The sequence below is a fragment of the Croceibacterium soli genome, from assembly GCF_009828065.1.
GTDB classification, from domain to species: domain Bacteria; phylum Pseudomonadota; class Alphaproteobacteria; order Sphingomonadales; family Sphingomonadaceae; genus Croceibacterium_B; species Croceibacterium_B soli.
In genome coordinates this window covers 1-22,781 of record NZ_WTYK01000009.1, presented here as the reverse complement: position 1 = coordinate 22,781, position 22,781 = coordinate 1, and the positions used below count along the sequence as shown (strand labels likewise).

Genomic DNA, 22,781 nt, shown 5'->3' with positions numbered 1-22,781 from the left:
GGGGTCAGGCGGCGCGGACTTCGACCACCTCGGGCACGTAGTGCTTCAGCAGACCTTCGATCCCGTGCTTGAGCGTGGCAGTCGAGCTAGGGCAGCCGGAGCAGGCGCCCTGCATCTGCAGGTAGACCACGCCGTCGCGGAAGCCGCGGTACTGGATATCGCCGCCGTCGCCGGCCACTGCAGGGCGGACCCGCGTCTCGATCAGCTCCCTGATCTGCGCGACGATTTCGGCGTCGGCGGGATCATCGTCCACGTCCTGTTCGGCGGGAACAGCGATTCCGGCGGCGTCGCCCCCGGTGAACAGCGGCGCCTGGCTGACGAAGTGATCGAGCAGGATACCCACGACTTGCGGCTTGAGCGCCGACCAGTCGGCCCCCGGCGCGGCGGTGACGGACACGAAATCGGCGCCGAAGAACACGCCGGTGACCTCGCCGGTGTCGAAGATCGCCTGGGCCAGCGGCGAGGCTTCGGCCTCTTCGGGCGAGACGAACTCGCGCGTGCCTGCAGGCATGACCTGCTGGCCGGGGAGGAACTTGAGCGTGGCCGGGTTCGGCGTCGTTTCGGTTTCGATGAACATGGGCCGCGATGTAGTGAGCGGGAGGCCCTCGGGCAAGGAGCAGCGCCTATTCACTGTCCCTTCATCGCTTCGCCCTCTATTGCCGCCCCATGGTATCTCCGCTGTACGCGCTTCGCGTTCTCGCTCCCCTGGTCCTGCTCGTTCCGCTGCCGCTGGCGGCGCAGCAGGCTGCGGCGCCATCTGCGCCCGCGGCGACGGCGGGTCCGCGCTACGCCCAGCCGGACGATCCCTGGCTCTTCCGCGGCACGGACATCCCCCCCGACCGCGAGTGGCTGTTCGGCGAGATGCCAAACGGCCTGCGCTATGCGGTGCGCCGGAACAGCGTGCCGCCGGGGCAGGTCTCGATCCGCATCCGAATCGACGCCGGATCGCTGCATGAGCGGGACAACGAGCGCGGCTTCGCCCACCTGATCGAGCACTTGAGCTTCCGGGAATCGAAGTACCTGTCCAACGGGCAGGCGATCCCCACCTGGCAGCGGCTCGGCGCCAGCTTCGGCAGCGATACCAACGCCGAGACGAGCCCGACGCACACCGTTTACAAGCTCGACCTGCCGAATGCGCAGCGCGCTTCGCTCGAAGAAACTATGAAGCTGCTTTCGGGCATGATCCGTGAGCCGGCGCTGTCGGAGGCCAACCTCAAGGCGGAAGTGCCGATCGTGTTGGCCGAGCGGCGCGAGCGGACCGGCGCCGACATGCGCGTGGCGACGGCCACTCGCGAGACGCTGTTTGCCGGGCAATTGCTGGCCGATCGTGCGCCGATCGGAACGGTCGAGACGCTGCAGGGCGCCACGCCCAAGGCGGTCCGCGCCTTCCACGACCGTTGGTATCGCCCGGAGAACACCGTGATCGTCGCCGCCGGCGATGCCGATCCGGCTTATCTCGCGGCGCTGATCGAGCAGCACTTCGCCGACTGGAAGGTCGCCGGCGAGCCCACTCAGGCGCCCGACTTCGGTAAGCCGGTAGCCCCTCCCGGGGCCGATCCGGAGATGCCGGTCGGTGAAACGAGGGTCGTCGTCGAGCCCGGGCAGCCGCGCGGGTTCAACTACGCCTACCTGCGGCCTTACGTGCAGGTGGTCGACAATCTCGAATACAACCGCGGCAAGCTGATCGACGCGGTCGGCGAGGCGATCATCAACCGCCGGCTCGAGGCCAAAGCGCGAAGCGGCGGATCCTATCTTTATGCCGCGGTGCAGACCGACGACATCAGCCGGTCCACCAGCGGCACTTTTGTGGCCTTCGCTCCGCTCTCCGCGGACTGGCGTGCCGCCCTGGCCGACGTGCGCTCGGTCATTGCGGATGCTCTGGCCGAGCCGCCGACGCAGGAGGAAATCGACCGCGAACTGGCCGAATTCGACGTGATCTTCGCCAACCAGGTCGAGCAGACGGTTGTCCAGGCCGGATCGAAGCTGGCTGACGATCTGGTGCAGGCAGTCGATATTCGGGAGGCGGTCGCATCCCCGGCTCTGTTCCTCGATGTGTTCCGCGGGATGAAGGACCGGTTCACGCCCGAGGCCGTGTTCCAGCATACGCAGCGCCTGTTCAAGGGCACCGTCGTGCGGGCGCTCTACCTGACGCCCGTGACAGGCGAGGCGAGCGCCGCGGACGTCGCAGCCGCGCTCCGTGAGCCGCCGAAGGCCGACGGAAGCTCGCGCATCGCCGCGCAGGATATCTCGTTCGCCGAGCTCCCGCCGGTCGGCACGCCGACGGCGCCTGTTTCGCGGCGCCCGATCGGGATCTTCGATATCGAGCAGCTCGACTATGCCAACGGCGTTCGCGCGCTGGTATGGAACAGCGGCAACGAGCCCGGCCGGGTGACGGTGCGGGTGCGCTTCGGCAGCGGCTGGCGCGCGTTCTCGGGAGACGAGGGCGTTTACGCCAAGCTGGGCCAGATGGCGCTCGTCGGGTCCGGCGTGGGACCGCTCGGCCAGGAAGAGCTCGACCGGATCACCACCGGGCGCAAGGTCGGCTTCAACTTCGAGATCAAGGACGGCGCGTTCGTCTTCCAGGGGCTGACACGCCAGGCCGATTTGGCCGACCAACTCTATCTCTTCGCCGCCAAACTCGCGACGCCGCGCTGGGACGCGAACCCGCTGGAACGGGCCCGGGCTTCGGCGCGGCTGGCCTACGACAGCTATGGCCGGAACCCCAACGGCGTGCTCGGGCGCGATCTCGAGTGGCTGCTGAACAATCGCGATCCGCGTTTCGCCACGCCGGGTCCGGAGCAGCTTGCCGCGGTGACGCCGGAACGCTTCAGGGCCATTTGGGAGCCGCTGCTCAAGCAGGGCCCGGTCGAAGTCGAAGTGTTCGGCGACATCGATACGGAAGCCGCTGTGCAGGCGCTCAACCGCACGTTCGGCGCTCTTCCCCAGCGGCAGGCGATCCCTGCGGAGGCGCTCGCCCGCACTCCGTCGTTCCCTTCGGTGAACGGGCAGCCCGTCGTGTTGCGGCATTCCGGCGAGCCCGAGCAGGCGGCGGCGGCCATTGCCTGGCCGACCGGCGGCGGATCCGCCCAGCTGCCCGAGAGCCGCAAGCTCGAGGTCCTGGCGGAGATTTTCTCGAACCGCCTGCTCGACGCGGTGCGCGAGAACGCCGGCGCAAGCTATGCGCCGCAGGTCGTGTCCGAATGGCCGCTGGACGTGAACAGCGGCGGGCGCTTCCTGGCCCTGGCGCAGATCCCGCCGGCGCAGGTGCCGCAGTTCTTCGTCGAGGCCGACCGGATCGCCGCCGAGCTGGCAGCAACCGGGCCAACGCCGGACGAGCTGGAGCGGGCGACGGAACCGCTGCGCCAGCTGCTGGTGCGGCTGCAGACCGGGCACACCTTCTGGCTCAACCAGCTCGAAGGCGCCACGACCGACCCGAACCGGCTGGCGCAGCTGCCTTCGCTGATGTCGGATTACACCCGGCCGACCACGGAAGAGATGGGCGCGCTGGCGGCGAAATACCTGCAGCCCGGCAAGGCCTTCCGGCTGCAGGTTCTTCCCGAAAAGGCGGCCCGGTAGCACCGTTTACCGATACCAGATGTAACCTTTGCAATACGGAGGGCGAGGGGGTAAACGCCCGCCTTCCCCCCCAAAGAATATTGGACGAGTGCGACGTGGTACAGAATTGGACTCCTGACGGCTGGAAGAAGTGCGAAGCAAGGCACTTGCCGCTGTATGAGGATGGCGAGGCTCTCGCCCGTACCGAGGACGTGCTCGCCAACTTCCCGCCGCTGGTCTTCGCCGGGGAAGCGCGGGTGCTCAAGACGCAGCTGGCCGACGTCGCCGCCGGGCATGGGTTCCTGCTGCAGGGCGGCGACTGCGCCGAAAGCTTCGCCGAGTTCCACGCGAACAACATCCGCGACACTTTCCGTGTGCTGCTGCAGATGGCGGTCGTCCTGACGTTCGCCAGCAAGCGCCCGGTGGTGAAGGTCGGCCGCATGGCCGGGCAGTTCGCCAAGCCGCGCAGCGCGCCGACCGAGACCCAGGGCGACGTCACGCTGCCGAGCTACCTCGGCGACATCGTCAATGGTATCGAGTTCGACGGCGCCGATCGGGTCAACGATCCGCAACGGATGATTCGCGCCTATTCGCAGAGCGCGGCGACGCTCAACCTGCTGCGCGCCTTCGCGACTGGCGGCTATGCCAACTTGCGCCAGGTGCACCAGTGGACGCTGGACTTCATGGGCCGGTCCCCCTGGGCCGAGCGTTTCACCGATATCGCCAACCGCATTGGCGAAGCGCTCGACTTCATGGAAGCTTGCGGGATCGATCCCGCGACCGTGCCGCAGCTCCAGAGCACCGACTTCTACACCAGCCACGAAGCGCTCCTGCTGCCTTACGAGCAGGCGCTGACCCGGCAGGACTCGCTCACCGGCAAATGGTACGACACCAGCGCACACTTCCTGTGGATCGGTGACCGTACGCGGTTCGAGGGCAGTGCGCATGTCGAGTACCTCCGCGGCGTCGACAACCCGATCGGGATGAAGTGCGGGCCGAGCCTCGAGCCGGACGCGCTGCTGCGCCTGCTCGACACGCTCGATCCGGCGCGCGAGCCGGGCCGGATCACGCTGATCAGCCGCTTCGGCCACGATAAGGTCGAAGCCGGCCTGCCCAAGCTGGTCCGCGCCGTGAAGGCGGAAGGCCACCCGGTCGTATGGAGCTGCGATCCGATGCACGGCAACGTGATCAAGTCGGACAGCGGCTACAAGACGCGGCCGTTCGACCGCATCCTGTCCGAAGTGAAGGGCTTCTTCGCCGTTCACAGGGCAGAGGGCACCCATGCCGGCGGCATCCACGTCGAGATGACCGGGCAGGACGTGACCGAGTGCACCGGCGGCGCGGTGGCGATCACCGATGCCGGGCTGGCCGATCGCTATCACACGCATTGCGATCCGCGGCTCAATGCGGCGCAGTCGCTCGAGCTGTCGTTCCTCCTGGCCGAGATGCTCAATCTCGAAGCAGGCGTGCGCCAGCGCGACGCGGCCTGACGGGCGGAACGGCCGGGCTTCACGGCGGGCGACGGGAAACAATCCGCGGGCGAGACTTTCCATCGTAAAGGAATCCGGCCACATTGGCCTGGACTGCCGGGAATTGGAGAGACGCCTTGCCCGAAGCCGGTATCCTCGCGCCTGCCGTGCGGGCGTTCGGTCTCGCCGAGAGCTACCGCCGGACGCGCCGGCTGACGGAGGCACTGTGTGCGCCGCTCTCCGAGGCGGACGCCACCATCCAGTCGATGGACGATGCATCGCCGGCCATGTGGCACCTGGCGCACACGACCTGGTTCTTCGAGACCTTCCTCCTGCGCGACAGGCTGCCGGGTTACCGCCTGCATGACGAGCGCTGGCCGTTCCTGTTCAATTCCTACTACGAAAGCGAAGGCGAGCGCATCGCGCGTCCGCGCCGAGGTATGCTCTCACGTCCGACCGTTGCCGAGATCCGCTGCTGGCGGGACCACGTCGACACGGCCATGGAGCAAGTGCTGGCCGATCCGGCCTGTGCGGATCTGGTCGAACTGGGCATCGCGCATGAGCAGCAGCACCAGGAACTGCTGCTGACCGACATCAAGCACGCGCTGTTCCAGAACCCACTGGGTCCGGCGATGTGGGCCCTTCGAGACGGTCGAAGTGCGTCTTCGAAGCTGAAAGCTGAGGACCCGTCTCGAAGGACCGCTGCGCCCGAGGGCTGGCATTCCCATCCGGGCGGCATCGCGCTGGTCGGGCACGACGGGCACGGCTTCGCCTTCGACAACGAAGGGCCGCGCCACCGCGTGCTGTTGGAACCATTCGCGCTGTCCTCGCGGCTGGTCACCAACGGCGAGTGGGACGCGTTCATCGCCGATGGCGGTTATTCCACCCCCTCCCTGTGGCTCTCCGACGGCTGGAGCTGGGTGAAGGCGGAGGGCGTGTCTGCGCCGCTCTATTGGCGCGGCGGCGAGCATTTTACGCACCAGGGGTGGTTGCCGCGCGATCCCGAAGCGCCCGTCACGCATATCTCCTACTACGAGGCCGACGCGTTCGCCACCTGGGCGGGTGCCCGGCTGCCGACCGAATTCGAGTGGGAAGCCGTTGCCCGCGGGCAGACGGAGCCCGGCTTCGATGCCACGGCCGGGAACCAGCTCGACGATGCGGGGCCGCCGTTGCCGCGCGGCGGGAGCGAACTGTTCGGCGATTGCTGGCAGTTCACCCGCTCGGCCTACCTGCCTTATCCCCGCTTCGCCCCTGCGGCGGGCGCCGTAGGCGAGTACAACGGCAAGTTCATGTCGGGCCAGTTCGTGCTCAAGGGCGCCAGCTGCGCGACCCCGCGCGGCCATTCGCGGCCGAGCTACCGCAACTTCTTCTACCCTCATCAGCGCTGGCAGTTCACCGGCCTGAGGCTGGCGAGGGATATATAAGGTGGCGGCGGGGGAGGGGATCGCGCTGGTCGAGCTGGACGACGACGGCGTCGACAAAGCCTTCCGCGCCGACGTGCTCGCCGGGTTGGCGCAGCCGCAGAAGGCGGTGCCCGCGCGCTGGCTTTACGACGATGCCGGCTCGGAGCTGTTCGAGGCGATCACCCGCCTTCCGGAATACTACCCGACACGCGCCGAGACCGAAATCCTCACCGCGCAGGGCGAGGCGTTCCGCGAGCTGATCGGACCGGGCCGGGCGGTGGTCGAGTTCGGATCGGGTTCCTCGGTCAAGACGCCCCTGCTGCTCGGTGCGATCGAGCCAGCCGCCTATGTCCCGCTGGACATTTCCGGCGACTTCCTGCGAGCGGCGGCGGCCGATCTCGCGGCCAAGTTCCCCGGCCTTCCGGTCTACCCGGTCGAGGCCGATTTCATGCGCTGCGTGGAATTGCCGGAAGCGGTGGAGGACCTGCCGAAGCTCGGCTTCTTCCCCGGCTCCACCATCGGCAACATGGTCGCCCGTACGGCGGTGGACCTGCTGCGCTCGATGCGCGAGACGCTGGGGCAGGGTTCGAAGCTGCTGATCGGGATGGACCTGATCAAGGATCGCGCCGTCTTGGAGGCGGCTTACGACGATGCACAGGGCGTCACGGCCGAGTTCAACCTCAACCTCGCGCGGCGGATCAACCGCGAGCTAGGCGGCACGATCCCAATTCACCAGCTGCGTCATGTCGCCCGCTGGAGCGATACTTTCGCCAGGGTGGAGATGCATCTGGAGGCGCGGGAGGACATCGTGTTCGCCGTCTCCGGCCGGCGCTACTCCATGGCCAAGGGCGAGACGATCCACTCCGAGAACAGCCACAAGTTCGACCGGCGCAGCCAGGATACCCTGCTGCTCGCCGGCGGTTGGACCCCGGTGTCCCGCTGGCTCGACACCCAGGAGCGATTCTCCCTCATCCTCGCCGACTGGACCGTTCCGAGAGGGGCGCCTTAAGTGACCGTCCGCTCATCGCAAATCCATTTGCGGGCTCCTATATAGCCGGAATGGACCTCGCACCGATCTGGGAGCAATTGGCGCATTCTATCAACCAGCTGCCTCGTTCGGGGCTGCTGCTGGCGGCGCTGATCGCCATGGCCGTCGGCGTTCTGGGCACGATCACGGTCCGCCGCATACCCCTCCTGGGCAAGCTGTTGCGGGCCGGCAGCACCCTCGCGCTGATGGGCGTGCTGCTGCTCGTCGTGCTGCAATTGTCGCGCATCGATCCGCGGTTCGAGCTGGCGGTGCCGGAACTAGGCCTGCCGCAGCAGGTCGTCGAAGGCGGGGAGACACGGGTGGAACTCGCGCCGGACGGGCACTTCTGGCTGCGCGCGCAGATCAACGGTTCGCCGGCGGACTTCCTGGTCGATACCGGCGCCACGCTGACCGCTGTCTCGACCGAAACGGCCGCCAGGGTGGGGCTGGAGCCGCGCGAAGGCGGGCTGCCGGTGCGGATGCAGACCGCCAATGGCGCAGTCGCCGCGCAGATCACCACGATCGAGGAACTGCGCTTCGGCAATGTCGCCGCGCGCGGGCTCGACGCGGTCATCGCGCCCGGGCTCGGGCCGACCAACGTGCTCGGGATGAACCTGCTCTCGCGGCTCGCCTCGTGGCGGGTCGAAGGGAACACGATGATCCTGGTGCCGCACAATCCGCAAACGCCGGTCGCGACCGATTGACGCCGGCCCGCCGGGCCGCCACTCTCCCTTTTGATAAAGTCCACTGGGGAGAGGACACACATGACATCCGCCGCCGCGAACCGGCGCTTCGACGTAGCAGCCTTCATCGACGAGCGGCCCATCGGCCCGCGTGAGATCATGGTGCTGGTCGTGGTCTCGACCGTCCTGTTCATCGACGGGTTCGACATGTACTTCCTCGGCAAGATCCTGCCTGCGATCGCCGAAGGGCTGGGCGGAACCCCGGTGGACATGGGGCCGGTCGTCACGTTCCAGCAGGTCGGCATGGCCATCGGCGCCTTCCTGATGCCGCCGCTCGCGGACCGCATCGGGCGTAAGCCGGTGCTGGGGCTGTGCCTCTTGGTGTTCGGCGTTCTTTCGCTCTGGGCGGTGTTCTCGACCGGTTTCACGATGCTCGCCTGGCTGCGCGGGATTTCCGGCGTGTTCTTTTCCGCGATGTTGCCGATCGGTTTGGCGCTTCTTTCGGAGATGACGCCCAAGCGCCGGCGCGCTCTGTTCATGTCCATCGCCCTGGTGTGTTTCTCTGGCGGCAATCTCGCCAGCGGGGCGATGACCGCGTGGCTGCTGGAGATCTACGGCTGGCAGATCGGCTTCATCCTCGGGGGCATCCTGCCGCTCGCGGCCCTGCCGCTGCTGCTGCTCATCCCTGAGAGCCTTGCCTTCCGCGTCACCCGCAACCCGGCAGATCCACGCATCGCTCCGGCGATCCTGAAGATCGATTCCGGCGCCCCGATCCAGGGCGGCGAAGTGTTCCACATGGGCAACCGGGACCAGCCCGAGCAGCTCGGCCCGCTGGCGATGTTCGGCTCGAAGTACCGGACGCAGACGATCCTGCTGTGGTGCCTGTGCTTCTTCTCGCTTGGCAACATCGCCCTGCTCGCCAACTGGCTCCCGACCTACATGCAGGAGATGGGCGGCGTTCCGATCGCGACCTTCGCGGTCTACATGATGATCGGCTATTTCGGGGGCGCGGCCGGCACCCTGACGATGGGCTGGCTGATGGACCGGGTGAATCCCTATTGGCTGATCACCGGCTATTTCGTGGTCGATGCCATTGCCATCGCCTCGCTGGGCTTCCTGCCGACCGGGCCGGCGATCGCCTTCGTCACTGCGCTCGTGGTGTGGAACTTCTGCCAGGTGGGCGGGCAGACCGGGATCAACAATCTGGCCACACTCGGCTACCCGCCGGAGATGCGCTCCACCGGAATCGGCTGGGCCGGGGGCGTGGGGCGCATCGGCGGGATCGTTTTCCCGGCGCTCGGCGTCCTCGCCTTGTCGATGACGCTGCCCCTGCAGACCATCATGCTGATCACCGCGGTTCCGGCCCTGATCATCGGCTCGCTGGTCTTCACCCTAGGGGTGTTCAACCGGGGACTGATCGGCGGCCGGGCGATGCAGCCACAGGCGGCGTAAACAGCCGGGCAACGGCGCCAGCCCAGTGTCCTGACCTCCTGAGCTCCTGAGCCTCGCCACCGGCCGGGGGCGCAGGAGCACGATCCCGATCGGCGGCGGCCTCATCAGGGGCCGCCGCCGATCGCACGCGCCTGCTCCTACGCTGAGGCTTGCCAACATAACGACATCTTTATATCTCCATGCGCTAGAGCGACTCGCCCTGTGGTGCGCAGCCGCCTGAAGATCCGATGCGGTGGGCGGGCGGACGGTCACGGCTAGCCAGATGGAGTATTCTGATGAACGCCTACGGGTCGTTGCACTTCGAAGAAGCCGGCGAACCCCTGTTCGCGGATCTTCCCGGCGACATCGCGGTGTCGTTCGAGTTCTTCCCGCCGAAATCGCCGGGTGCGGAAAGCCAGCTATGGGCGGCGGTCGAAAAGCTCGCGCCCTGCGGGCCGGCGTTCGTCTCGATGACTTATGGCGCGGGAGGAACGACGCGGGAGGGATCGCTTGCGGCGGTGCGGCGGCTGGCTTCCGAGACGCCCCTTGATGTTGCCGCGCACCTTACGTGCGCCGGCGCAAGCAAGGCGGATGTCGCTGGCTTGGCCGAGGAGTTCTGGGCCGCCGGAGTGCGGCACATCGTCGCCTTACGGGGAGACGGCGGCCCGCCCGGCAGCCGCTTCACGCCGCACCCGCAGGGCTATCGCAGCGCCGCCGAACTCGTCCGGGGACTGCGCGAGATCGCGCCTTTCGAGATCTCGGTTGCGGCATACCCCGAAACGCACCCCGATGCTGCGAGCGCGGAGGCCGATCTCGACAACCTCAAGCGCAAGCTGGACGCAGGCGCGGTTCGCGCGCTCAGCCAGTTCTTCTTCAGCGCCGACACGTTCCTCCGCTTCCGCGACCGGGCGGCCTCGGCGGGGATCGACGCACCGATCGTGCCCGGGATACTCCCGGTCACCAATTTCGGGCAGACGCGCAAGTTCGCCGCCGCCTGCGGAGCCGAGGTGCCGGGGTGGATGGCGCAGCTCTTCCTCGGGCTCGACGACCATCCCGAACCGCGCCAGCTCGTCGCCGCGACCGTGGCCGCCGAGCTGTGCCGCCGGCTCTATGCCGAAGGCGTGCGCGACTTTCACTTCTACACGCTCAACCGGGCGGAGCTGACCCAGGCGATCTGCCATCTCCTCGGCCGCCGGCTGCCGGCCCAGCTGGAGCCAGTCTCATGACCCCGCGCGAAGCCCTGACGGCGGAGGCGGCGAAGCGCATCCTGCTGTTCGACGGCGCCTATGGCACCGAGATCCAGGCGCGGCGCCTGGGCGAGGCGGACTTTGCCGGCGAGCTGGGCCTGTCTGCCGACCAGAAAGGCAACAACGACATCCTGGCGCTAACCCGTCCCGACGTGGTGAGCGCGATAACCCGCGCCTACCTGGAGGCGGGGTCGGACATCGTTTCGACCAACACCTTCTCCGCCAACCGGATCAGCCAGGCCGACTACGCGGCGCAGGACCTCGTCGCCGACATCAATCTCGCCGCCGCCAGGATCGCCCGCGAGGCTACCGATGAGCTCGTTCAGTGTGACGGACGGCCCCGGTTCGTGGCCGGGGCGATCGGCCCGACCAACAAAACCCTGTCGCTTTCGCCCCAGGTGGAGGACCCCGGCTTTCGCGAGATCGATTTCGACGAGCTGGCCGAGGTCTATCGTGAGCAGGCGGCGGCGCTCGTGGAGGGCGGGGCGGACTTCATCCTGGTCGAAACGGTGTTCGACACCCTTAACGCGAAGTCCGCCATCTATGCCGTGCGCCAGCTCGAGCGGGAGCTCGGCCGCGATATCCCGCTGATGATCTCGATGACGCTGACGGACCTGTCCGGGCGCAACCTGTCGGGCCATACGGTCGAGGCGTTCTGGTACGCGGTGAGGCACGCGAACCCGCTGACCATCGGGCTCAACTGCTCCTTCGGCGCCGAGCAGCTGCGCCCGCACATCCAGCTTCTGTCGGGCATCGCCGATGCCCTGCTGATGGCCTATCCCAACGCCGGCCTGCCGAACGAACTCGGCGAATACGACGAACAGCCCGAGACCACCGCCGGGCACCTGCTCGAATGGGCCAGGGCAGGGCGCGTGAACATCCTCGGAGGATGCTGCGGATCGACCCCGGCGCACATCGCCGCGATCGCCCGCGCGGTCGAAGCCGTGGCCCCGCGCAGGTTCGACGCGGCCGAGCGGGTGACCCGGCTCGCCGGTCTCGAACCTTTCACGCTGGCGGCCTGAGATGGCGAGCGCGTTCAAGCTGGAGGAACTGGAGCAGCCCGCGACCGCCCGGTTCGTCAACGTGGGGGAGCGGACGAACGTCACCGGCTCGGCCGCGTTCAAGAAGCTGATCCTCGCGGGCGACTACGCGGCAGCGGTCGAGGTCGCTCGCCAGCAGGTCGAGAACGGCGCGCAGATCGTCGACGTCAACATGGACGAAGGCCTGCTCGACGCGGTCGAGGCAATGACCACGTTCCTCAAGCTGATCGCCGCCGAGCCCGACATCGCCCGCGTCCCGGTGATGATCGACAGCTCCAAGTGGCCGGTCATCGAAGCCGGGCTCAAGTGCGTCTCGGGCAAGCCGATCGTCAACTCCATCAGCATGAAGGAGGGCGAAGCCGCCTTCCTCGAGCATGCCCGCCTCTGCCGGGACTATGGCGCGGCGGTCGTCGTCATGGCGTTCGACGAGCAGGGGCAGGCGGACACGCGGGAGCGCAAGGTCGAAATCTGCGAGCGGGCTTACAACTTGCTGACCGGCATCGGCTTCCCGGCGGAGGACATCGTGTTCGACGCGAACATCTTCGCCATTGCCACGGGCATGGAAGAGCACGACCGCTACGCGCTCGATTTCATCGAAGCGGTCGGCGAGATCAAGGCGCGCTGCCCGCACGTCCATTGCAGCGGGGGCCTGTCCAACCTGTCGTTCAGCTTCCGCGGCAACGAGACCGTGCGCCGGCGATGCATTCGGTGTTCCTGTTCCACGCGATCCCGGCCGGGCTGGACATGGCCATCGTCAACGCCGGCCAGCTCGACGTCTACGACACGATCGAGCCGCGCTTGCGTGACGCCTGCGAAGACGTGATCCTGTGCCGCCGGCCGGACGCGACCGAGCGGCTGATCGCCCTGGCGGAAAGCTACAAGGGCAAGTCGCCGGACCAGGAGCAGGCGGCGCAGGAATGGCGCGGCTGGGCGGTCGAGAAGCGGCTCGAATATGCGCTCGTCAAAGGCATGGACGCGTACATCGTCGCCGACACCGAAGAGATGCGCGCGTCCACGGCCGAACGCGGCGGCCGGCCGATCGGGGTGATCGAAGGGCCGCTGATGGACGGGATGAACGTCGTCGGCGACCTGTTCGGCAGCGGCAAGATGTTCCTGCCGCAAGTGGTCAAGTCTGCGCGGGTGATGAAGAAGGCGGTCGCCCACCTTGTGCCGTTCATCGAGGCGGAGAAGAAAGCCGGCGCCAGGCCCAAGGGCCGCATCGTCATGGCGACGGTGAAGGGCGATGTGCACGATATCGGCAAGAACATCGTCGGCGTGGTCCTGCAGTGCAACGGCTACGAAGTGATCGATCTCGGCGTGATGGTGCCGTGGTCGAAGATCCTCGACACCGCGCGCGAGCAGCATGCCGACATGATCGGGCTTTCGGGCCTGATTACCCCGTCGCTGGACGAGATGGTCACCGTGGCGGAGGAGATGCAGCGCGCCGACATGTGCCTGCCGCTGCTGATCGGCGGCGCGACCACCAGCAAAGTCCACACCGCGCTGCGGATCGATCCGGCTTATTCCGGCCCGGTGATCCATGTCCTCGACGCAAGCCGTGCCGTAGGCGTGGCGAGCAAGCTTCTGTCGGACACGCTGCGCGACGAGTTCGTCGAGCAGACCGCCTGCGAATACGACACCGTGCGGGAGGCGCGGGCGGGCAAGACCAAGTCGGAGCTGCTGCCGCTGGCGGAAGCGCGGGAGAAGGGCTTCGCAGCCGACATGGCGGACAAGGCGCCTCCGCCCCGCGAGCCGGGCGTACGCGTGTTCCATGAGTGGCCCCTGGCCGATCTGCGCGAGTGCTTCGACTGGACCCCGTTCTTCCGCGCCTGGGAGCTGGCGGGCACTTTCCCCTCGATCCTGGAGGACGAGGTGGTCGGCGAAAGCGCCCGCTCGCTCTACGCCGATGCGCAAGCCATGCTCGACCGGATCGTAACCGAGGAGTGGCTGGTAGCGAAGGGTACTTGCGGTTTGTGGCCGTGCCGCCGGGAGGGCGACGACGTCGTTCTGGAGAATGGTACGCGTCTGCCCTTCCTGCGCCAGCAGGTGAAGAAGTCGCGCGACCGGGCGAACTTCTGCCTCGCAGACTTCATCGATCCCGCAGGGGACTGGATCGGGGGCTTCGCGGTTGGGATACACGGGATAGAGCCTCACTCCGAGCGCTTCAAGGCGGCGAGCGACGACTACTCGGACATACTGTTCAAGGCGCTGGCCGACAGGTTTGCGGAAGCGTTCGCCGAGCGTCTCCATCAGCACGTACGAACGACCGTGTGGGGTTATGCCGAGGGCGAACAGCTCACCAACGAGGCCCTGATCCGCGAGCAGTACCGCGGCATCCGCCCGGCGCCTGGATATCCCGCGTGCCCCGATCACAGCCTCAAGCCGCTGCTGTTCGATCTGCTCGGCGGGGAGGCCGGCACGGGAATCTCGCTGACCGAAAGCTTCGCGATGTTGCCGGCTTCGGCCGTCAGCGGCTTCTACTTCGCGCATCCGGATAGCCAGTATTTCGGCGTCGCGCGGATCGGCCGCGACCAGCTTGAAGACTACGCCGCGCGGCGAGGGGTGACCGTGGAAGCCGCGGAACGCTGGCTCCGCCCCAACCTCGATTGAGTGCACATGGAGGGCACAAGAACATGACTATCTCGACGGCAGAATCCCAGGTTCCGCGGGGCGTGGACCGCTTCTGGCACGACAGCCTGTCCGAAGCCGATCCCGAGATCTTCGCTGCCATCCGTAATGAACTCGGCCGCCAGCGCGACCGGATCGAACTGATCGCCAGCGAGAACATCGCCAGCACGGCGGTGCTGGAGGCGACCGGATCGGTGTTCACCAACAAGTATGCCGAAGGCTATCCCGGCCGGCGCTACTACGGCGGCTGCGAATATGCCGACGTGGTCGAGACCCTGGCGATCGAACGGGCCAAGCAGTTGTTCGGCTGTGAGTTCGCCAACGTTCAGCCCAACTCCGGCAGCCAGATGAACCAGGCGGTGTTCCTGGCCCTGCTGCAGCCGGGCGACACCTTCATGGGCCTCGACCTCTCCTCCGGCGGGCACCTGACCCACGGATCGCCCGTGAACATGAGCGGCAAGTGGTTCAACGCTGTTCCCTACGGCGTGCGCAAGGACGACCAGCGGCTCGACATGGAGGCGGTCCGCCGCCTCGCCCACGAGCACAAGCCCAAGTTGATCATCACCGGCGCCACCGCCTATCCGCGCCAGTGGGACTTTGCCGCCTTTCGCGAGATTGCCGACGAGGTTGGGGCCTACCTGCTGGTCGACATGTCGCACTTCTCCGGCCTCGTCGCCGGCGGCGCGCATCCTTCGCCCTTCCCGCACGCTCATGTCGTCACCACGACCACGCACAAGAGCCTGCGCGGGCCGCGCTCGGGCGTGATCCTGTGGGATGACGAGGCGCTGTCCAAGCCGCTCAACATGGCGGTGTTCCCGGGCATGCAGGGCGGCCCGCTGGTCCATGTCATCGCCGCCAAGGCGGTCGCCTTCGGCGAAGCGCTGCGGCCCGAGTTCAAGGCCTATGCCGCGAGCGTGGTGGAGAACGCCAAGGCGCTCGCCGCCAGCCTGGCGGAGGCCGGGCTGACGATCGTCTCCGGCGGAACCGACAACCACCTGATGCTGGTCGATCTCACCCCCAAGGACGTCACCGGCAAGGCCGCCGAGAAGGGCCTCGATCGGGCCTACCTCACCTGCAACAAGAACGCGGTGCCCTTCGATCCGCTGCCGCACACCCTGACCTCCGGCCTCAGGCTCGGCACTCCGGCGGGCACGACGCGCGGCTTCGGACCGGCCGAGTTCCGTAAGATAGGCGGCCTGATCGCCGAAGTGGTGGACGGCATCCGCCGCAACGGTGCCGAGGGCGACGGTCAGGCCGAAGCGAGCGTTCGCCGCCGGGTGGGCGATCTTTGCGCGGCCTTCCCGCTCTATCCTGGACAATGAGAGAAGGGCCGCCTGCTGCCGATCGATGGTGGCAGGCATAACGATGTCTTGATATGACCGCGCCCATGCTGATCGAAACCGTAACCCGTGCGCTGGCCGACCCCACGCGCCTTCGAATGATGCGGCTGCTCGCGCATATGGAACTCGCCGTGGGGGAACTCGCCCAGGTGCTCGGCCAGAGCCAGCCGCGGGTTTCGCGCCACGTTGGGATCCTGTGCGACAGCGGCCTGGCCGAACGGCGCCGCGAAGGCAGCTGGACGTTCCTGCGCCAGGCGGCGTCAGGCTCTCGCGGGCGCGGGCTCGGTGCCACCGTGGTGCGCATGCTCGAGGCTGCGGAGGAAGAAGACGCATCGTTCGGCGCCCGCTGTGCCGAGGACCGCAGGCACCTAGCCGCGATCCGTACGGCGCGGGAGAAGGGGGCGGCGGACTACTTCGCTCGCCATGCTGGCGAATGGGATCAGCTGCGTTCCTGGTTGAGCCCTGCGAAGACGGTCGAAGCCGCGCTGCTGGAGAGCCTCGGGGACGCTCCGCTCGGAAGGCTGCTCGATATCGGCACCGGCACCGGCAGGATGGCCGAACTGCTCGCCGACCGCTCGGATCATGTGGTCGCATTCGACAAGAGCACGGAGATGCTGCGCCTTGCCCGCGCGCGGCTGCAGAGCTTCCCGCCGCAGCAGATCGAGCTGGTGCAGGGCGATTTCGGCGCGCTGCCGTTCGGTGAAGGCGAGTTCGACACCGTCGTGCTGCACCAGGTGCTCCACTATGCGCAGGAACCCGCGCAGCCCCTGGCGGAGGCGGCCCGGGTGTGCCGGCCGGGCGGCCGGGTCGTAGTCGTGGACCTTGCCACTCATGAGCGGGAGGAACTGCGCGAACGCCATGCTCATGCCAGGCTGGGCTTCAGCGACGAGCAGATGCTCGAATGGTTGACCGGCAGCGGCTTCGCGCCGGCATTGCCGGTCGCGCTGCCGGGAAAGGGGCTCACGACGAAAATCTGGCTGGGCACGCGCCCGCCAGCTCTGAAGAATACCATCCAAACAGTGCCGACACGGGCGCGCGATTGATCATGTATCCCCAGTCATCCCTCCTATGATCTTGGATCAGGTAGGGGGGACCAAGATGGACCATGCGGACAGCACCCGTCCGGCGTCGAGAACGCTGACGCGTCTTACGGCGCAGCCGCCGGACGCGATCCTCGAACTCATTTCGCTTCATGCCCAGGACGAGCGCGAGCGAAAGATCGATCTCGGGGTCGGCGTCTACCGCGACGAGGCCGGCGTCACTCCGGTGTTCGCTGCCGTGAAGGCGGCCGAAGACCGGCTGCTGCGCTCGCAGACCACCAAGTCCTACCTTGGGCCGGAAGGGGACATCGAGTTCTTCCGGCGCCTCCTGCCTCTCGCGCTGGGCAGCGACGTTGCGGCGGAGCGCGTTGCCGGGATGCAAACCCCCGGCGGCACAGGCGCCTTGCGTATCGGTGCGGAACTGATCGCAGCGGCGAACCCGAACGCGCGCGTGCACGTCGGCGCCCCCACCTGGCCCAACCATGCGCCGATCTTCGCCGCCGCCCGCTTAGAACTGGTGGAGCATCCCTATCTCGATCCGGCGAACCAGACCGTGCGCTTCGGCGACATGATGGCCGCGCTGGAGAAAGCTGCGGCGAGGGATGTCGTGCTGCTGCACGGCTGCTGCCACAACCCGACCGGCGCCGATCTGGACGCCGTGCAGTGGCAAGCCGTCGCGCGCCTCTGCGCCGAGCGCGGCCTGCTGCCGTTCATCGACTTTGCCTACCACGGGCTGGGGGATGGGCTGGAGGCCGACAGGCAGGGCCTGGCGTGCGTGGCGCGGCACTGTCCCGAAGCGATCGTCGCCTATAGCTGCGATAAGAACTTCGGCCTCTATCGGGAGCGGGTCGGCGCATTGTTCGTGCTGGCGGCCGATCGCAGCGATGCAGCGCTGGCCCAGAGCAATCTGCTGAGCCTCGCACGCGCCAACTGGTCGATGCCGCCGGACCACGGCGCGGCGATCGTGCGGCTGATCCTGGAACGCGAAGAGCTGTCCGCCTTGTGGCGGGAGGAGCTCGAAAACATGCGCCGGCGCATCGCTGCCATGCGCGAGGGGCTCGCACGGCTCGATCCGGCCCTGGCCTTCCTGACGCGGCAGAAGGGCATGTTCTCCACTCTCGACCTCACGCCCCGGCAGGTCGCGGCGCTGCGCGAAGAGCATGCAGTTTACGTGGCTGGGACGGGCCGCATCAATATCGCCGGGCTCGCGCCTCACGACCTGCAGGCGTTCGCCGCCGCATTGGCCGCTGTTCGGTGACGCGATCGACGGTTGCTTCAGACTTTGAGAGCAGTCGTCTGCTTGATGCAGCGCAGAACGAACAGCGATGACGATGCCGACACATCGGGGTTGTTGAGGAAGCGCTGCATCAGCAGGTTCTCGAACTCTTCCATGTCCTCGACGACGAACTGCAGCTGGTAGTCCCATTCCCCGGACACGGAGAAGCACTGCGTCACTTCCTCTTGCGACATCACGAACTGCTGGAAGCGCTCCCGCGCGCCGCTGTCCTGGGACTTGAGCCGGATCTGCGACAGGACCGTCATCGTCCGGCCGATCGCCTTCGGGTCGACCAGCCGCACCACGGGCCCGAGAACTCCCCGCTGCTCGAGCGATTTGAGCCGCCGCCAGCAAGACGCGGTCGAAGTGCCGACTTTCTCCGCCAGTTCGGCCTGGCTGATGTCGCCCCGCTTCTGCAGGATGCGGACAATCTTGCGGTCAAGTTCGTCGAGCCGGGCCATTTTCATCCAATACCCTACTTTTCCCGAACGTTCTTCATCAAAAATGCGCCGACGCGCGTCCAAAAGACGAAAACCGATCATCGCGCGTTTGGTAGAATGACGCTCTCGCAGGAGAGGTACGATGAGCACCAATGCCGCGGCAACAAGCGCGCAGAGATCGGGAGCGGCTCCCCGCAACGCGCCCGATCCCGCGTTCGATTGGGAGCGCATCGCCTATCTCGTGAACCTGTCCCGCGCCCTCGATCACATGGAGGAAACCCGCCTCGTCCCCGAGAAGAAGGTCATGTACCAGTTCTCGGCGCGGGGTCACGACATGGCGCAGGTCATGCTCGGCTGCCGTCTCGGCAATCCGCGCGATGCGACTTGCGGCTACTACCGCTCGCGCCCCCTGCTGCTGGCGCTCGGCGTCGATGTGGCGGATGCGCTCGGCTCGGCAATGGGCCGCGCCGGGGGCTATTCGGACGGGCGCGATATCGGGGTGGTGTTCAACTTCCCCAATCCGCACGGTGCCTCCGCCCTGCCGATGTGCGGGGGAGTGGGCTCGCAGTACACGCCCACCGCCGGCTGGGCGCAGGCGATCGAGTACTACCGCGATGTTCTAAAGGACCCGGCTTACGAGAGCGCCATCGCGGTCGTTCTGGGCGGGGACGCATCGGTGGCGACCAACGGTTTCTGGGCAGCGCTGACGATCGCGACGACGCAGCGCCTGCCGATGCTGTTCTACATCGAAGACAACGGCTTCGGAATCTCGGTCCCGTCCACGTTCCAGACGCCGGGTGGCGATATCGCCGCAAACCTGTCGGGCTGGCAGGGGCTGGAGATATTCTCCGGCGACGGCACGGACCCGGCGGAAGCGGCGCGCCTGGTCGCCGATGCAGAAGCCCACGTGCGCCGCCAGCGCGCCCCGGCCTTGCTGCGGCTGACCATGCCGCGTCTCGAGGGGCACAGCTTCCAGGACACCCAGACCTACAAGTCCGCGCAAACAATCGAGGCCGAGTGGCAACGCGACCCGCTGCCCCGGCTGAAGGACTACCTGGTTCCGGCAGTGTTCGATCAGGCCGGCTGGGACGGCATCGTATCGCGGGCCCAGGCCGCGGCCGAAGAGGGGCTCGAACGGGCGGAATCCCGGCCCGCGTCCGAACCGGCGGACGTGATGCGCAACGTGTTCTTCGAAGGGGAGATGCAGACCGAAGGCGGGATGCACAACCACGGCTATGTCGCGCCGCCTTCGACCAGCGAGCCGAAGCCGGAAGGGCAGCGCATCAATATGGTCACGGCGATCCGCAGGACGCTGGAGCACGAGATGACGATCAACGATCGCGTGCTGCTGTTCGGGGAAGATATCGGTCCGAAGGGCGGCGTCCATGCGGTCACGCTCGGCCTGCAGGAGAAGTTCGGGCCAAAGCGGGTGTTCGACACGTCCTTGTCGGAAGAGGGCATCATCGGCCGGGCGGGCGGGATGGCGCTGGCGGGCCTTATGCCGGTGCCGGAAATCCAGTTCCGCAAATATGCCGAGCCCGCGACCGAGCAGATCAACGATTGCGGCACGATGCGCTGGCGCACGGCCAACCGCTTCGCCGCGCCGATGGTCGTGCGCATGGCCGGCGGCTTCTTCAAGTGCGGCGATCCCTGGCACAGCCAGACCAACGAGGTCGCCTTCATCCACAATCCGGGCTGGCAGGTCGTGGTGCCATCGAATGCCGAGGACGCGGTCGGGCTCCTGCGCACGGCGCTGCGGGGCAACGATCCGGTGATCTTCTTCGAGCACCGCAACCTGCTCGACCTCGCCTGGGCCCGTCGCCCCTACCCGGGCGACGATTTCGCCCTGCCGTTCGGGCAGGCGAAGTTCACCCGGCGGGGCGATGCCATCACGATCGTGACCTGGGGAGCGATGGTGCCGCGCTGCGAGGAGGCCGCCGAAGGCTACGCCGCCGATGTGATCGACTTGCGCACGCTGATGCCGTGGGACCGGGAGGCGGTGCTCCAGTCCGTCCGCCGCACCCGCCGGTGCCTGATCGTGCATGAAGACTTGCGGACCGCGGGTTTCGGCGCCGAGATTGCGGCCGTTGTGGCGGACGAGGCGTTCATGGACCTCGATGCTCCGGTCGCTCGGGTGACGATGCCCGACATTCCCAGCCCGCACAGCCCCAGGCTGCTCGAATGGGCGGTGCCTTCGGTCGAACGCATCCGTGCCAGAATCGCCGATCTGGTAGAGTTCTGAGCGAGAAAGGGCCCGGCATGAGCGATACGATCGACATCAAGGTTCCCGCCGAGCAGGAGGGCACGAAGGCGATCGTGCGGAGCTGGCTCGTGAAGGTCGGCGACCGGGTTGAGCTGGACGGGCCGCTGGTGGAGCTCGAGACCGACAAGGTCACGCAGGAGGTTCCCTCGCCCGCGGCGGGCGTGCTCACCGAGATCCTCCTCGACACCGATGACGAAGCGGAACCGGGAGCGATCCTAGGGCGTATGACGCTCGGAGCCGCTCGGGAGGAGAACGCGAACGGACCTGACAATGGCCATGCGCCGGTCCCGGTGACCGGGCTCTCCCCCGCCGTGCGGCGCGCGATCAAGGAACACGGCATCGACCCGGCGACGATCACAGGCACCGGCCGGGGAGGGCGGATCACCCGCGCCGATGTCGACAAGGCCGTGGCCGAACGCGCGACGGCCCCGGCCTCGGCGCCGGCACCCAGCGCCCCGGCATCCACATCCGCCGGCGGCGTGACCACCATTCCTCACGACAGGATGCGCCTCGCCATTGCGCAGAACATGCTGCACTCGGTAACCGTGGCGCCGCACGTGACCGCGGTGTTCGAGTGCGATTTCTCAGCCGTGATGGCGCACCGCGACAGGCACAAGGCCGCGTTCGAGAAAGACGGCGCGAAGCTGACTTTCACGGCCTATATCCTCGCCGCCTGCGCGGAGGCGATGAAGGCCGCGCCGGCCGTCAACAGCCGCTGGTCCGATGATCGGCTGGAGATCTTCGACGACGTCAACATCGGCGTCGGGACTGCGCTCGGTGACAAGGGATTGATCGTGCCCGTGGTCCGCCGGGTGCAGGACCTCTCGCTGCAGGGCATCGCCAAGCGCCTCAGCGAGCTCACGGCGCGGGCGCGGGAGGGCAAGCTGAGCGGCGGCGATGTTGCCGGCGGCACCTTCACCGTGTCCAACCACGGGGTCTCCGGATCGCTCGTGGCCGCGCCGATCATCATCAACCAGCCGCAGTCCGCCATCCTCGGCGTCGGCAAGCTGGAGAAGCGCGTGGTCGCGAGGGAGGCGGGCGGTAGCGACACCATCCAGATCCGCCCGATGTGCTACGTATCGCTGACGATCGATCACCGCGCGATCGACGGCCACCAGACCAACGCCTGGCTGACCAGGTTCGTCGAAACGATCGAGAACTGGGGGGAGGCGTAGCTCAGGCGAAGGCTCCGCGGCACACACGGCCGATCAGCCTTTGGTTGACCCTGTCCGAAGGGCTGCTAGTTGGAGGGAACAGACCGGGGCGGCGATTATGGCACGGACGAGGGCAGCCGACTATGACGAGCGGCTCCAGGCTATCGTAGAAGAAGCGGCTCGTCTTTTCGCCAGGGACGGGTTCAACGGCACTGCTGTTTCAGACATTGCCAAGGCGTGTTCGATGTCGAAATCGCTGCTTTATCACTACTACCCGTCGAAAGAGGATCTTCTCTACGCGGTCATGTCCGCGCACGTCGAGACGTTGGTGGAGGATGTCGAAACCATCGGTCCGGATGGAGGCACGCCGGCCGACGAGTTGAGGCGGGTGCTCGGTCTGTTCATGCAGCACTACATGGGCGCGTCGGACCAGCAGAAGGTCCTGCTCAACGAGCTCGAGAACCTGCCGCCCGAGCGGAGGAGCGAAATCGTCGCCAAGCAGCGCCGCATCGTGGATGCGGTCCAGAAAGTCCTCGTCGCCGCGCGGCCCGAACTTGGCGGCGACAGCGGAATGGCTCGCGCGCGGACGATGCTGCTGTTCGGCATGCTGAACTGGACGATGACCTGGTACGACCCTGAGGGGCCGGTCGATCCGGCGCGAATGGTCGACGCGATGGCGGAGATGGCGCTGGGCGGCGGAGGCGCGTAAATCCTCCCCCTCTGGGGGAGGGGGACCGCCGAAGGCGGTGGAGGGGGCTGGCCTGGACGATCGGTTGAGCCAGGCC

16 protein-coding genes and 1 pseudogene are annotated in these 22,781 nt (G+C 67.3%); 15 read left to right on the top strand and 2 right to left on the bottom strand.

Annotation, left to right across the window (positions count from 1 at the left end):
• Window positions 1–4: 4 nt before the first annotated feature.
• The gene (locus GRI75_RS13250; RefSeq protein ID WP_160747476.1) at window positions 5–577 is read right to left on the bottom strand and encodes a NifU family protein; all 573 of its coding nucleotides are present in this window, start codon (window positions 575–577) and stop codon (window positions 5–7) included.
• Between the two features lie 89 nt (window positions 578–666).
• Between GRI75_RS13250 and GRI75_RS13245 the strand changes: the two genes are divergently transcribed.
• From GRI75_RS13245 to GRI75_RS13190, 12 genes and pseudogenes are all read left to right on the top strand, one after another.
• Window positions 667–3,576, top strand: coding sequence for a M16 family metallopeptidase (locus GRI75_RS13245; protein WP_160747475.1), 2,910 nt, complete (start codon window positions 667–669; stop codon window positions 3,574–3,576).
• A gap of 95 nt (window positions 3,577–3,671) precedes the next feature.
• Window positions 3,672–5,045: a class II 3-deoxy-7-phosphoheptulonate synthase gene (locus tag GRI75_RS13240; protein ID WP_160747474.1), complete on the top strand. Its 1,374-nt coding sequence runs from the start codon at window positions 3,672–3,674 to the stop codon at window positions 5,043–5,045.
• A gap of 116 nt (window positions 5,046–5,161) precedes the next feature.
• Window positions 5,162–6,448: an ergothioneine biosynthesis protein EgtB gene (gene egtB, locus GRI75_RS13235; RefSeq protein ID WP_160747473.1), complete on the top strand. Its 1,287-nt coding sequence runs from the start codon at window positions 5,162–5,164 to the stop codon at window positions 6,446–6,448.
• Between the two features lies 1 nt (window position 6,449).
• Window positions 6,450–7,436, top strand: a complete 987-nt coding sequence (gene egtD, locus GRI75_RS13230; RefSeq protein ID WP_160747472.1) for an L-histidine N(alpha)-methyltransferase — start codon at window positions 6,450–6,452, stop codon at window positions 7,434–7,436.
• A 50-nt stretch (window positions 7,437–7,486) separates the two neighbouring features.
• Entirely contained in the window at window positions 7,487–8,158 is a 672-nt protein-coding gene (locus GRI75_RS13225; RefSeq protein ID WP_160747471.1) for a retropepsin-like aspartic protease family protein, read from the top strand.
• A 60-nt stretch (window positions 8,159–8,218) separates the two neighbouring features.
• On the top strand, window positions 8,219–9,589 hold the full coding sequence (locus GRI75_RS13220) for an MFS transporter (protein WP_160747470.1): 1,371 nt from the start codon (window positions 8,219–8,221) through the stop codon (window positions 9,587–9,589).
• 275 nt (window positions 9,590–9,864) lie between these two features.
• Entirely contained in the window at window positions 9,865–10,794 is a 930-nt protein-coding gene (gene metF, locus GRI75_RS13215; protein ID WP_160747469.1) for a methylenetetrahydrofolate reductase [NAD(P)H], read from the top strand.
• Complete coding sequence (locus GRI75_RS13210; RefSeq protein WP_160747468.1) at window positions 10,791–11,837, top strand: homocysteine S-methyltransferase family protein; 1,047 nt, start codon at window positions 10,791–10,793, stop codon at window positions 11,835–11,837. Before metF ends, GRI75_RS13210 begins: the two co-directional genes overlap by 4 nt.
• 1 nt (window position 11,838) lies before the next feature.
• Window positions 11,839–14,465 (top strand): annotated as a pseudogene (gene metH / locus GRI75_RS13205) (methionine synthase).
• A 23-nt stretch (window positions 14,466–14,488) separates the two neighbouring features.
• Window positions 14,489–15,805, top strand: a complete 1,317-nt coding sequence (gene glyA / locus GRI75_RS13200; protein ID WP_160747467.1) for a serine hydroxymethyltransferase — start codon at window positions 14,489–14,491, stop codon at window positions 15,803–15,805.
• Between the two features lie 65 nt (window positions 15,806–15,870).
• The gene (locus tag GRI75_RS13195; RefSeq protein WP_160747466.1) at window positions 15,871–16,866 is read left to right on the top strand and encodes an ArsR/SmtB family transcription factor; all 996 of its coding nucleotides are present in this window, start codon (window positions 15,871–15,873) and stop codon (window positions 16,864–16,866) included.
• Window positions 16,867–16,897: 31 nt separating this feature from the next.
• Window positions 16,898–18,121 carry an amino acid aminotransferase gene (locus tag GRI75_RS13190; RefSeq protein ID WP_235911510.1) on the top strand — a complete coding sequence of 408 codons (1,224 nt, stop codon included), beginning with the start codon at window positions 16,898–16,900 and terminating at the stop codon, window positions 18,119–18,121.
• A 17-nt stretch (window positions 18,122–18,138) separates the two neighbouring features.
• Here the strand turns inward: GRI75_RS13190 and GRI75_RS13185 are convergent, their stop codons facing one another.
• Window positions 18,139–18,606 carry an Lrp/AsnC family transcriptional regulator gene (locus tag GRI75_RS13185; RefSeq protein ID WP_160747465.1) on the bottom strand — a complete coding sequence of 156 codons (468 nt, stop codon included), beginning with the start codon at window positions 18,604–18,606 and terminating at the stop codon, window positions 18,139–18,141.
• 115 nt (window positions 18,607–18,721) lie between these two features.
• Between GRI75_RS13185 and GRI75_RS13180 the strand changes: the two genes are divergently transcribed.
• The 3 genes from GRI75_RS13180 to GRI75_RS13170 all read left to right on the top strand — a co-directional run bounded on the left by GRI75_RS13180 (window position 18,722) and on the right by GRI75_RS13170 (window position 22,705).
• Window positions 18,722–20,821: an alpha-ketoacid dehydrogenase subunit alpha/beta gene (locus GRI75_RS13180; protein WP_160747464.1), complete on the top strand. Its 2,100-nt coding sequence runs from the start codon at window positions 18,722–18,724 to the stop codon at window positions 20,819–20,821.
• Window positions 20,822–20,838: 17 nt separating this feature from the next.
• A complete protein-coding gene (locus GRI75_RS13175) occupies window positions 20,839–22,017 on the top strand; it encodes a dihydrolipoamide acetyltransferase family protein (RefSeq protein ID WP_160747463.1) in 1,179 nt (392 codons plus the stop codon).
• A 97-nt stretch (window positions 22,018–22,114) separates the two neighbouring features.
• Window positions 22,115–22,705 (top strand): TetR/AcrR family transcriptional regulator, encoded by a 591-nt coding sequence (locus GRI75_RS13170; protein ID WP_160747462.1) that lies wholly within the window; start codon window positions 22,115–22,117, stop codon window positions 22,703–22,705.
• Window positions 22,706–22,781 lie beyond the last annotated feature (76 nt).

Excerpts from the sequence above, each read along its gene's own strand:
- GRI75_RS13250 (WP_160747476.1), bottom strand. The coding sequence starts at position 577 with ATGTTCATCGAAACCGAAACGACGCCGAACCCGGCCACGCTCAAGTTC.
- GRI75_RS13245 (WP_160747475.1), top strand. The coding sequence starts at position 667 with ATGGTATCTCCGCTGTACGCGCTTCGCGTTCTCGCTCCCCTGGTCCTG.
- GRI75_RS13225 (WP_160747471.1), top strand. The coding sequence starts at position 7,487 with ATGGACCTCGCACCGATCTGGGAGCAATTGGCGCATTCTATCAACCAG.
- GRI75_RS13220 (WP_160747470.1), top strand. The coding sequence starts at position 8,219 with ATGACATCCGCCGCCGCGAACCGGCGCTTCGACGTAGCAGCCTTCATC.
- metF (WP_160747469.1), top strand. The coding sequence starts at position 9,865 with ATGAACGCCTACGGGTCGTTGCACTTCGAAGAAGCCGGCGAACCCCTG.
- GRI75_RS13210 (WP_160747468.1), top strand. The coding sequence starts at position 10,791 with ATGACCCCGCGCGAAGCCCTGACGGCGGAGGCGGCGAAGCGCATCCTG.
- glyA (WP_160747467.1), top strand. The coding sequence starts at position 14,489 with ATGACTATCTCGACGGCAGAATCCCAGGTTCCGCGGGGCGTGGACCGC.
- GRI75_RS13195 (WP_160747466.1), top strand. The coding sequence starts at position 15,871 with ATGCTGATCGAAACCGTAACCCGTGCGCTGGCCGACCCCACGCGCCTT.
- GRI75_RS13185 (WP_160747465.1), bottom strand. The coding sequence starts at position 18,606 with ATGAAAATGGCCCGGCTCGACGAACTTGACCGCAAGATTGTCCGCATC.
- GRI75_RS13180 (WP_160747464.1), top strand. The coding sequence starts at position 18,722 with ATGAGCACCAATGCCGCGGCAACAAGCGCGCAGAGATCGGGAGCGGCT.
- GRI75_RS13175 (WP_160747463.1), top strand. The coding sequence starts at position 20,839 with ATGAGCGATACGATCGACATCAAGGTTCCCGCCGAGCAGGAGGGCACG.
- GRI75_RS13170 (WP_160747462.1), top strand. The coding sequence starts at position 22,115 with ATGGCACGGACGAGGGCAGCCGACTATGACGAGCGGCTCCAGGCTATC.